Below are 10,979 nucleotides of genomic sequence, written 5' to 3' on the forward strand. Positions count from 1 at the left end.
AAACGAAATAAATAGTCAATAAATTAAAAATTTATTTATTTTTATTTCATGATAAATTCTCAATCCCATCAAAAGAACCAAAAGGATACAATCATGATAAGAAAAGCGCGAATTGACGAAATTAATAGCTTAAATAAACTCATTGAATACTCAGCACGGGGGTTGAGCCAAGAGGACTATTCAAAACATGAAATTGAAGACGCCATTCATTTTATTTTTGGAATAGATAAAGAGCTTATTCAAGACCAAACCTATTACGTGATAGAAAAAGAAGGAACTGTAGTTGCCTGCGGAGGGTGGAGTAAACGGAAAACCTTATTCGGTGGCGATCAATGTAATGCACGTGAAGAAGGTTTTTTAAATCCACAAACTGATTTTGCCAAGATTCGGGCTTTCTTTGTCCATCCAAACCATGCTCGCCAAGGTCTTGGAAAAATGCTTCTGGAGTATTGTGAACAACAAGCCTTATTCCATGGATTTATAAAAATGGAAATGATGGCGACCTTGCCTGGTGTAAAACTATATCAGGTTTGTGGCTATCAAATTATTGGACCAGAATATTTTGCTCTCCCCAATGGGAAAAAGTTTAAAATGTTAAAAATGACAAAACACTTATAATCATAGTATTTTAATAGGAAGCCTGAGTACAGCGTGACGCATGAAGTATATAATAGGCTCCTCTTCTGCTGTACTCAACCTCCCCATAAAACTAGTCCTCTTTTCTGGAATGATATTCTGGGATTTCCTTAGGATAACGACCTTTTATCGTTTTAAAAAAATCAAGAATCATCGGGAAATCTTTATCAATATCTCCTGATGGTTGGAACTTTTCATGAATGCGAAGTTCTTTAGTTGAATAATCAGGCCCTACCATAACTATAGGCAACCCTGCCTGGCAAGCGATATGATAAAAGCCCTCTTTCCAACGGGTCACTGCACTACGCGTCCCCTCAGGAGTAATCGCAAGCTTAAACTCGTCACGAGAGCGAAATATATCGACGACTTGATCTACAGTCTTATTTTTTTTAGAACGATCTACAGGAGCTCCACCCAAAGACTTTAACAACAAACCTAAAGGAAAAAAGAACAATTGATCTTTTGCTAAAAAGTTAATTTTAACTCCCATTGAAAAACGAGCAAATAAACCAACAGCAAAATCCCAATTACTGGTGTGGGGAGCAACAACAACCAGATATTTTTTATCTTTTGGCAATTCGCCGACAACTTTCCATCCAAACAGCTTCAAAATAAAACGACCAAATTTTTTCATATTCAAAATCAATAATTATTTTTTTTAGTATATACAAATTATCATGTTGATACACCTCTATCTCACAATGGAATCGAGTTCACCAAAACAAGAATGATAAAAAAATCAATAATCCAACACCACGGTGTAATTATTTATACTAAAATGATACATATATAGGTGGAGCTATGGAGTGCCAAATGAATAAGCAAGATCCTGCACTTGAATTTTCCAACCCCCGTTTACTGGCAAGTGTTTATTATGGATTACTCTCTGTTGTCGGAACGATTCTCATTAATGCTTTTCTCACAACAATTGGTTATGTTGAACTTGTACCTCTATTTAAGGCGATTATTCTGGGAATGATTGTAGCTTCTATCACTGGAGCTATATTTGGAGAACGAATCGTTCATTGCCCTGAACCTTATAAACTCAAAACTTTTTTGTTAGGCTTTATCATGGTTCTCCTTTCCTTACCCTTTTTTGATCTCGGTCTGTTGCTCTTTATGGACACAACAGAAAACCAAGCATTGAAAGTTAATAATTTTAGCGATTTTCTGTATGCGTATTGTGTTGTCCTTTTATATAGCTATATTCTTTTTGGTTTCTTGCTCGCCATTGCATCGGGTTTAGCCTCTATCTATCTACGCGGCCAATTTGTCCACCATATTTTGTATACGGACAAGAGAAAAAGTCATAGTCTACCTCGGTATAAAAGTGCACCAAAAAAAACCAAATCCAAGCCTGCACCAAAAACTCGTACTTTGCAGCGCAAAAAAACTTAAGTAAAATCGTTTATTACTCAGCTTGTCATTGCATTCTAGGCTGGGTGAATGCTTAAGTCATAACCAGGGGCTCCATCCGAGATTTCCCGGGTTTCACCTTCGCTTCACCCAGGCTACAAAGAATCCAGGATATAATTGATTTGGACTTTTATGCCTACATGTACTTTCACTGATAAAGAACATCTTTTTTTTCGATTAGCTCAAAACAACACTGTTCTCACCCCCAATAACCGACTTAGTGAAGCAATACTTCAACAGTATTTCGCCCAATGTAAGAAGCAAACCATAGAAAAACCACGATGCATGCCTTTTAGCGTTGCACTCGTTAAGGCTTATGAGCAACTCAATTGTATTAATCCACATAGTTCCCATCCCACTTTATTAAACAGCTCTCAATGTCAGTATTTGTGGCGCAAAACAATTCAGTCTGAGTTGAATATAACCTATAGCGACGGTTTGCTCCAGTCCGTCATCAGTGCGTGGGAGCGCTGCCAGCTCTGGCAAATTAGTATGGACGATCCAACCTTTCATTACACAACACAAACACAACAATTTCAAAAGTGGTGGCAATTATTTGATAAACAATTAAAACAACTCCATTTAATTACTGAATATCAATTAATCCCATATTTACTCAATGCCGATAGTTCTTTTTTTTCCCAAGATATTGTTTGGGTCTGTTTTGATGATTTTACTCCTCAGCAGATCCTTCTGCAGGAGCATCTGGCTAACAAGGGGTTCGCTCAATACCAATATGATTTAGCAGAAAAACTCTCAAATACTAAAATATTCGCAGCTAAGGATAGCAAGGAAGAATATCAACAGCTCATGTCATGGCTGCATTTAAAAATACAAGAAGGAAACCAACGCATCGCTGTGGTGGTACCTAATTTAGAGCGAGAATCTCCTTCATTACAAAGAATGTTGGCCCATCATTTCGATCCTTCCGTCTTTAATATCTCTCTAGGACAATCTCTAAGCAATTTCCCTTTAGTGGCCCATGCCTTATGCTGGCTCAGTTTAGATGCCACACATCTAAGTTCACATCAAGCAGGTTTGCTTTTGCAATCACCTTACTTAGGTGATTCTAAGGAAGAATTCATCGCACGCTCTGAGTACTTGCAAGATGGAGTATTATTAGAAAATCATTCAATCCCATTAAGTAATTTGATAAAAGAACTGCATCGATACGCCCCAAGTCTTGCTAATTTATTAGACAATCTTACGCCTTATCCTTGCGAAGCTACGGTACAAGAATGGATTCACTTATTTCAAAAGCGTCTAAATACTTTGGGATTTCCAGGTGATTATACCCTCAGCTCTGAAAACTATCAGTGTCTTAATCGTTTTATTGCTGTGTTTGATGAACTGAGGCAATTTGCTCTACTCAAGCCAAGTTTCACAAAAGCAGATGCCCTTGAAACAATACGACATCTTACCGACAACACCATTTTCCAGGCGCAAAAAACTAATGCCCCCATTCAAATTTCAGGTCTCCTGGAAGCTTCAGGATGTGAGTTTGATAGTTTATGGTTCATGGGATTAACCGATCAATGTTTGCCTCAAAAAGTTCAGTTATCTGCATTTATTCCACCACCGTTACAACGTCAGTTATGCATGCCTCATAGCTTGCCTGCTCGTGAATTACAATTTGCTTATCAGATCCTGCAACGATTACAAAGAGGTGCCAACTCAATAGTATTTAGCTATGCACAATTACAGGGAGATACACCCAATTTACCTTGTTCATTAATTACTCATCTCCCTAATTTTGAACCACTACCAACACATTACGAGTCTATAAATTTATCTGAGTTAATGACTATAGAGGAAGGCTTTAACATTCCTGTATTGCCAGAAGAGAAAATTCATGGAGGCACTGCAATCCTGTCGAATCAAGCTAAATGTCCTTTTAAAGCATTTGCGGAACACCGCCTCCGTGCAAAAACCTTTTTACAAACAAGAGACGGGTTAGATAATAAAGAACGCGGTCAAATCATTCATAAGGTAATGGAGCTGTTATGGCAAAAGTTGGAGAGCCAATACAAACTGCTTCATTTAGCCGACGAGCTGTTGCAACAGCATATTGATGAAGCCATTCATGCGGCTTTAGCCTTACTAAAAAATCAAGACTGTGACTCCATTGATTCACTTCGGGACGTGGAGTATACGCGTTTAAAACGACTGGTACAGACATGCCTTGAATGGGAAAAACAACGAACTCCTTTTACAGTCGAAGCTCTAGAGCAATCTTATGAAATCAATTTAGCTGGTCTTGATTTTCAAGTTCGGGTTGATCGCTTAGATAAGGTTGAAGAAAAAAAATGGGTTATTGATTATAAAAGTACCCTGCCAAGCAGCAAACCCTGGAATGAAGAACGACCTAAAGAATCACAATTATTGCTTTATGCGTTGCTCGATGAACAAATTAATACGCTCTTACTCCTACAATTGAAAACAGGGAAAATTAGTTGTTCCGGTTTTAGTGAAGAAAAACAAAGTATTAGTGGGATTACTTCCTTAAAGAAAGAAGAAACATGGGAAGAATATAGGGATATTTGGCAAAAACAACTCACTGATTTAGCAACAGAATTTCAAGAGGGTTACTGCGCACCGCAACCTGTCCATATAACTATTTGCCAGCAATGTGATTTTCAGAGTTTATGTCGTTTTCAAATAGAAGAATAAGTACTCACCTTTTGAGTTCTGCATAAAAATAATCTTATTTTTATGTCGAACTCATGTTAATTATGATATAAGACTTTTTAACCCATTCAAACTCAATTGAATGTTTTAATCCCCATGGTTTCCCTATTATTAATAATAACAACGAGATGAATCATGCCTTTTAATCATACAAAATTTGAAAAACGTTTACGCGCCTGTGACAAAAAATTACATGCTCTGTTTGCTAACGCTGAAATCGACGAAAAAATACAAAGCCAAATAAAAGCAGTAAAAAAGTATTATAACCTTTCTTATACCAAAGCAACCTCTGCCAAAAAGGTTGAAGAAATTGTCGCCAGCTACGGATTATTTGTTGACCAATTAACCAAGGTAAAAAGTGGGGAACTGAATCCAAAAGCAGCATTAGAACACATTGGAAGTGCCTGTGAGTCCAGAAAAATTGGCGTTTTATTCCATAATCTTGCTAAAGCATGCGAACTCATGTTCTATGCAGCAACAGCATTTTCATTATATGCAGGGATTTTCGGTATCGCGCTACCTGTACTCATTGTCCAACCTGTTTTAGGTGTTGCAGTCGGAATAACTATTGTTGGAGCAATGCTTGGAGCAATACACAAAGCCGGTAACTGTCTCACCGAATTTAGATCATTAAGTCGCCACGATACTGAGTACACTAATGAGATAAGTTTGGTTTCATTCTTTAAACCAGTTCATCAAGAAAAAGAAAATAGCTCAACTAACGATGAAGAGTTAGAGGCCTCTTGTTGTTTTAGTCAATAATTCTTCTGAATTCTGCCGTTTTATATTATATATTAGTAGCCTGGGGGTAATGCAAAAAAATGGGGTTCATTTTTGCGGACTCAGGCTACGCTTCTTATAACACTTGCTACAATTGCGAAATTTAACCAGATGTTTAATAATGATAAAATCACGGGACAAGGGAGTGAACATGTCACTCAAATTAGCTAAAGTACGAATTCTATCTTGTAGTTTAATCACCTGTTTACTGAGTAGTTGTTTTCATCCGCCGTATAATAATTTCAAACCAGTGCACCCCATGCCCAGGAGAGTTGCTACTGGAGCAGTTGTTGGAACTGCTGTAGGTGCTGCAGCCACAGGAACTGTAGCCGGAGCATTAGTAGGTACTGTAGCCGGAGGTACGGTGGGCGCTGGGGTAGGTTTTTACAAAGCCAGTAGACGTAGCATTATTAAAGAATTAAATAAAGAAAATATCGAATATGTACAATACGGGGATACCATAACCTTAATTGTACCTGTTGATAAATATTTTATGTTTGAAAGTCCTCGCCTCAATGAAGTCTGTTATCCAGGTTTGGAAAATATTATTAGATTATTAAAATTTTACCCAAACAGTCCTGTTTATGTTGCAGGGTTCACGGACAATGTTGGTACACGTCACCATAAAAAATTACTGTCCCAAGCCCAAGCTGAAACGATGCTTACCTTTTTATGGGCTAATAACATTCCGGCTCAGCTTCTTAAAGCAGAGGGTTATGGGGATAAAAATGATGTGGGGGACAATAAATTAATTCATGGTAGTGCATTTAATCGTCGCATTGAAATTCAGTGGTTCAATAATTATGGTATTAAGACTTGTGCAACATGTCCAATTCCAGTACCATCACCAGTAGTCTATTCAATGAAGTAAGGCGGATAATGCGTTCAAGATTTATTGGGGGAATTCTTTTAATTGTTGGTACGTCTATAGGCGGAGGAATGCTCGCCTTGCCTGTTGCCAATGCAGCCACTGGTTTTTGGCAGTCTTCAATTTTTCTGTTCCTTTGCTGGGTTTTTATGACCCTAGGCGCATTTTTTATTCTTGAAGCCAATCTTTATTTACCCCGAGGAAAGCATATGGTTTCAATGGCGCAAGCCACCTTGGGTAATTATGGCTTGCTTGCGGCCTGGATAAGCTATCTTTTTTTACTTTATACCCTACTCTCCGCTTATATTTCAGGTGGAGCTGATGTATTAAACAGCCTACTTCTTAAAATAGGATTGCATCTTGCTGATTGGCAGGCAAGTTTGTTGTTTACACTTCTTTTTGGACTGGTTGTTTATGGGGGAATTCGTTATGTGGACTATGTCAATCGAGGCCTGATGTTTGGTAAATTGGCTGTTTATTTCCTATTAGTACTGCTTATTGCCCCACATATTGAACTACAACATCTACGTCATGGTGACATACAATATATCGGTGGCGCCATTATGATTTTAATTACCTCCTTCGGATTCGCCATCATTGTTCCCAATTTAAGAGATTATTTTGATGATGACGTGAAACAATTGAAAAAAGTCATTTTTATTGGTTCGCTAATTCCTCTATTTTGTTACTTGGCTTGGGATGCTGTAATTATGGGCGCCCTTCCCTCTGAAGGAAGTCAAAACCTTGAGAGCTTAATGCATAATCCACATACTACTAGTGCTTTAGCAAGTATGCTCTCGAATAAAGTGCAAAATACTATGATCAGTGCTTTATTTAATTTTTTCACTTCTATCTGTATGCTGACTGCCTTCCTGGGCGTTTCCCTGTGCTTGTATAGTTTTCTTGCCGATGGATTAAAGCTGCGCGAACGAGGAAATCATGGCATCGGGTTATTTTTACTGACCTTTGCCCCTCCGTTACTGATTGTTGTTTATTACCCGGGCGCCTACCTTCATGCATTAGGTTATGCCGGTATTTTTTGTATCATTCTCCTACTACTTTTACCTGCATTAATGTGTTATTTTGGCAGAAAAAGTCATCGTTCTGTTTTTATCGTTCCCGGAGGTAAATGGACCCAGGGGGCTGTAATTGTTATTTCTATCGGATTATTAATACACGAACTATGGAATTTGTGTAGATAATCAGAATGAAACGCCATCACTCAGGACTTTGTGCATACCAGGGACTATGTGATACATTGACTAAAAATGCATAACAAAGTATCATATTGAATTATTTTTAAACAATTTTGGATTATATCTCATGATCAATTCAAAACTAGTAGGCGGAATATTACTTATAGTAGGAACTTCTATAGGTGGCGGGATGCTTGCCCTACCTGTTTCTACAGCAGAAGTAGGCTTTAGCAATTCAATTTTTTTCCTATTTTTCTGCTGGATGGTCATGACTGCAGGTGCATTATTAATGTTAGAAGTCAATCTACGACTTCCAGCAGGAAGCAATATGATTTCCATGGCTAAATCTACATTGGGTTTACCTGGTCAAATCATCGCATGGATCACCTACTTATTTTTGCTTTACACCCTACTCTCAGCTTATATTTCAGGTGGTAGTGATGTATTCAATAGTTTATTACATAAATTGAATATCCATTTGCCTAATAGTGTCACTGCAATCCTGTTTACACTTTTATTTAGTTTAATTGTTTATAAAGGCATCCGCTCAGTAGATTATGTCAATCGCGGTTTAATGTTTGGTAAATTAGGCATTTATGTTTTATTAGTCGCGATTATTAGTCCCCATGCCTCAACTTTGGGTTTAACGGATGGTTCAGCACGTGCCTTCACTGGCACCTTAATGATCTTAATTACTTCTTTTGGTTATGCATCAATAATACCGAGCTTACGTGACTATTTTGGAGATGATACACGAAGCTTAAAACGTGTCATTTTATTAGGTTCACTTATCCCACTTGCATGCTACATTGTTTGGGATGCAGTCATTATGGGGGTTGTCTCCCGCGAAGGAGAAAATGGCCTCCTGGCGTTGATGAGTTCAGAACATGCGACAAGCGGATTAACTGAAGCTTTAAGCCAATCCGTGCAAAATCAATGGATTAGCGGATTCTTTGGCTTTTTTACTTCCATCTGTATGCTTACGGCATTTTTAGGAGTTTCATTGGGGCTGTTTGACTTTTTGGCAGATGGACTAAAACTGAAGAAATCTGGAAACCAAGGAAAATATACCTTGGCTTTAACATTCCTTCCTCCACTAGCAGTAGTCTTATTAAATCCTGGTATCTATCTACATGCTTTAAGCTATGCAGGTATTTGCTGTGTCATTTTATTATTGTTATTGCCCGCAATTATGGCATGGCGAGGACGTAAATCCCACCTAGTTACAACAGAAACTCACTTAGTACCAGGGGGTAACTCCAGTTTAGCTTTAATTGGCTTCATTGCAATTGGTTTACTGGTCATTGCGATTATGAGCTAATGGCGCGAACCGAAATCATTTGCGTTGCTTACATAATAAGCAAGGAACAATATATATCTTAAATTCTCTATACCCTCATATTTTTTCTAGTTGACGCGTTAAATGCGGCAAATAACAAGGAGCTAAATCTATGAAATTCGGATATACCATTATTTATGTCCACGATGTCATAGCTTCTCTGGCCTTTTTTTCTGAGGCTTTTAATATAAAAACCCGTTTCTTTCATGAAGCAGGTTATGGTGAGCTTGAAACCGGAGAAACAACACTTGCCTTTGCATCTCATCATTTAGGTGCACACAATCTTCCTAATGGTTATGTAGCAGCTGATTCATCGAGTCAACCCTTAGGTATGGAAATTGCCTTAGTTACCGATTCAGTCCAACAAGCCCATGAACAAGCTGTCGCAGCGGGTGCTCAATCAATTCAAGAACCTATGGAAAAACCTTGGGGACAATTGGTTTCTTATGTGCGTTGTCCTGATGGCACATTAGTTGAGTTATGCTCGCCATTATCTTAAATATCATTGTATTCACGACTAAGTCATCCTGAGGAGTTTTCGACGAAGGCTCTCCTGATTTTTACTCAAACTTGTCTTTTGGGGTCCCTCACTACAGCCTCCACCTCGTGGGTATTGTTATAAGTCAAAGAAAACTTAAGGTGAGGTGGAAGTAGTACGCTCGGGATGAGGTATCCTCCGCTATTGTAGCCTGAATGCACGCAACAAAACCAAGGAAGTCTCTTTGCAAACCTCAAGTTTCGCAGCACTAAACTTGGCATTCCTTTAGCTGTTCTATAACTAAGTTAACGTATAGGGTCTATAATTAAACATGAATCTCATTCAAGAAAAATACAAGGAGGTTATCATGTTAGGCTGGGCCCTCATATTTTTCATTATTGCAATCATTGCCGCAGCTTTTGGATTCGGCGGTATTGCAGTAGCTGCAGCAGGAATTGCGAAAATATTATTCTTTTTATTTCTGGTTATTTTTGTCGTATTCTTGGTGCTGGGGTTACTTGGTCGCCGACCGCCACCCCCATTATAAAATCATTTAGCCCCGGGTGAAGATAAGTATATGAACCGAAGAGGTTACTAAGCAGAGCCCGGGAATCTCAATATGAAATAAAACGTCTTAACCTGATTACCGTTTTATTCAATCAAAAAGTTTAATTTGAATTGCTAGCGATGAACTTTTCCAAGCCCTTTTCATGATTTCTGTATTAAAAGAAATCCCAAAATCACCCTTTTGATTAAGAGCAATGATACCCATTTCTCCATTTAACTTTTTATTGCGTTCATGAATGACATAGTCACATGCCTCTTGTAATGGCATATTAAACTCCATCATCATGGATATAGTATGCCCCACCATCTTTCTAATTAAATACTCACCTTCGCCAGTTCCTGAGACTGCACAGGTACTGTTGTTAGCATAACATCCGGCGCCAATCACACAACTGTCTCCAATTCGTCCTGGAAGACAATTGCTGGTTCCACCTGTTGATGTCCCCGCAGCAAGATTTCCTTGTAAATCTAAAGCCACAGCACCTACAGTTCCTTTCATTCTCTTGTTCTGAATTTCTTCCATAGTTTCTATTTTATTAAGCTTTTCATATACCTCATACTGATATGGAGTTGTAAAATACGACTCAGCTTCCATTTCCATACCATATTTCTTTGCCAACTCTAAAGCCCCATATCCAGAAAGAAAGACATGTCGTGTTTCCTCCATCACTAATCGCGCAAGACGAATCGGATTTTTTACCGAACGAACCATGGACACTGCCCCAGCATCGAGGTCATTGCCATTCATAATTGAAGCATCCATCTCCACTTCACCTTGACAGTTTAACGCGGAGCCTCTTCCTGCATTAAATAGAGGATTATCTTCAAGCAACGCAACCGCCGCTTCTACGGCATCTAAAGCAGAACCACTTTTCTCGAGCACCGCATAACCCGTTTCCGTAGCTTTAGCTAAACCCTGTTCAAATTCTTTTTGATGTTCTTGCAAAAAAGTATAATTTTCACTAGCTCCACCATGTACTGCGATTGCAATTTTATTCATAAGGCTTATTC

Annotated in this window: 11 protein-coding genes; 9 read left to right on the forward strand and 2 right to left on the reverse strand. The window is 38.4% G+C overall.

Annotated elements, in window-relative coordinates; all coding sequences use genetic code 11:
• The first annotated feature begins 93 nt into the window (after positions 1-93).
• Positions 94-618: a GNAT family N-acetyltransferase gene (locus ACWTEW_RS12420; protein ID WP_454781946.1), complete on the forward strand. Its 525-nt coding sequence runs from the start codon at positions 94-96 to the stop codon at positions 616-618.
• 91 nt (positions 619-709) lie between these two features.
• Here the strand turns inward: ACWTEW_RS12420 and ACWTEW_RS12425 are convergent, their stop codons facing one another.
• Positions 710-1,270, reverse strand: coding sequence for a 1-acyl-sn-glycerol-3-phosphate acyltransferase (locus tag ACWTEW_RS12425; protein ID WP_454781947.1), 561 nt, complete (start codon positions 1,268-1,270; stop codon positions 710-712).
• 179 nt (positions 1,271-1,449) lie between these two features.
• Here ACWTEW_RS12425 and ACWTEW_RS12430 point away from each other — a divergent pair, with 179 nt between their 5' ends.
• From ACWTEW_RS12430 to ACWTEW_RS12465, 8 genes are all read left to right on the forward strand, one after another.
• Positions 1,450-2,034, forward strand: coding sequence for a hypothetical protein (locus ACWTEW_RS12430; RefSeq protein WP_454781948.1), 585 nt, complete (start codon positions 1,450-1,452; stop codon positions 2,032-2,034).
• Positions 2,035-2,184: 150 nt separating this feature from the next.
• Positions 2,185-4,722 carry a PD-(D/E)XK nuclease family protein gene (locus ACWTEW_RS12435; protein ID WP_454781949.1) on the forward strand — a complete coding sequence of 846 codons (2,538 nt, stop codon included), beginning with the start codon at positions 2,185-2,187 and terminating at the stop codon, positions 4,720-4,722.
• Between the two features lie 153 nt (positions 4,723-4,875).
• Positions 4,876-5,502 carry a DUF5638 domain-containing protein gene (locus ACWTEW_RS12440; RefSeq protein WP_454781950.1) on the forward strand — a complete coding sequence of 209 codons (627 nt, stop codon included), beginning with the start codon at positions 4,876-4,878 and terminating at the stop codon, positions 5,500-5,502.
• Between the two features lie 169 nt (positions 5,503-5,671).
• A complete protein-coding gene (gene cmpA, locus ACWTEW_RS12445) occupies positions 5,672-6,391 on the forward strand; it encodes a C-OmpA-like family protein CmpA (protein ID WP_454781951.1) in 720 nt (239 codons plus the stop codon).
• Positions 6,392-6,399: 8 nt separating this feature from the next.
• Positions 6,400-7,590: an amino acid permease gene (locus ACWTEW_RS12450; protein ID WP_454781952.1), complete on the forward strand. Its 1,191-nt coding sequence runs from the start codon at positions 6,400-6,402 to the stop codon at positions 7,588-7,590.
• Between the two features lie 121 nt (positions 7,591-7,711).
• Positions 7,712-8,905, forward strand: coding sequence for an amino acid permease (locus ACWTEW_RS12455; protein ID WP_454781953.1), 1,194 nt, complete (start codon positions 7,712-7,714; stop codon positions 8,903-8,905).
• Between the two features lie 130 nt (positions 8,906-9,035).
• Positions 9,036-9,422: a VOC family protein gene (locus ACWTEW_RS12460; RefSeq protein ID WP_454781954.1), complete on the forward strand. Its 387-nt coding sequence runs from the start codon at positions 9,036-9,038 to the stop codon at positions 9,420-9,422.
• A gap of 346 nt (positions 9,423-9,768) precedes the next feature.
• Positions 9,769-9,948 carry a DUF1328 family protein gene (locus ACWTEW_RS12465; protein WP_454781955.1) on the forward strand — a complete coding sequence of 60 codons (180 nt, stop codon included), beginning with the start codon at positions 9,769-9,771 and terminating at the stop codon, positions 9,946-9,948.
• Between the two features lie 108 nt (positions 9,949-10,056).
• Here the strand turns inward: ACWTEW_RS12465 and ACWTEW_RS12470 are convergent, their stop codons facing one another.
• Positions 10,057-10,968 (reverse strand): isoaspartyl peptidase/L-asparaginase family protein, encoded by a 912-nt coding sequence (locus tag ACWTEW_RS12470; protein ID WP_454781956.1) that lies wholly within the window; start codon positions 10,966-10,968, stop codon positions 10,057-10,059.
• Between the last annotated feature and the right edge of the window lie 11 nt (positions 10,969-10,979).

It is taken from the genome of Legionella stuttgartensis (assembly GCF_977063405.2).

Coding starts and splice junctions, on each gene's coding strand:
- ACWTEW_RS12470 (WP_454781956.1), bottom strand. CDS start 10,968: ATGAATAAAATTGCAATCGCAGTACATGGTGGAGCTAGTGAAAATTAT.
- ACWTEW_RS12460 (WP_454781954.1), top strand. CDS start 9,036: ATGAAATTCGGATATACCATTATTTATGTCCACGATGTCATAGCTTCT.
- ACWTEW_RS12430 (WP_454781948.1), top strand. CDS start 1,450: ATGAATAAGCAAGATCCTGCACTTGAATTTTCCAACCCCCGTTTACTG.
- ACWTEW_RS12455 (WP_454781953.1), top strand. CDS start 7,712: ATGATCAATTCAAAACTAGTAGGCGGAATATTACTTATAGTAGGAACT.
- ACWTEW_RS12435 (WP_454781949.1), top strand. CDS start 2,185: ATGCCTACATGTACTTTCACTGATAAAGAACATCTTTTTTTTCGATTA.
- ACWTEW_RS12425 (WP_454781947.1), bottom strand. CDS start 1,270: ATGAAAAAATTTGGTCGTTTTATTTTGAAGCTGTTTGGATGGAAAGTT.
- ACWTEW_RS12465 (WP_454781955.1), top strand. CDS start 9,769: ATGTTAGGCTGGGCCCTCATATTTTTCATTATTGCAATCATTGCCGCA.
- cmpA (WP_454781951.1), top strand. CDS start 5,672: ATGTCACTCAAATTAGCTAAAGTACGAATTCTATCTTGTAGTTTAATC.
- ACWTEW_RS12450 (WP_454781952.1), top strand. CDS start 6,400: ATGCGTTCAAGATTTATTGGGGGAATTCTTTTAATTGTTGGTACGTCT.
- ACWTEW_RS12440 (WP_454781950.1), top strand. CDS start 4,876: ATGCCTTTTAATCATACAAAATTTGAAAAACGTTTACGCGCCTGTGAC.
- ACWTEW_RS12420 (WP_454781946.1), top strand. CDS start 94: ATGATAAGAAAAGCGCGAATTGACGAAATTAATAGCTTAAATAAACTC.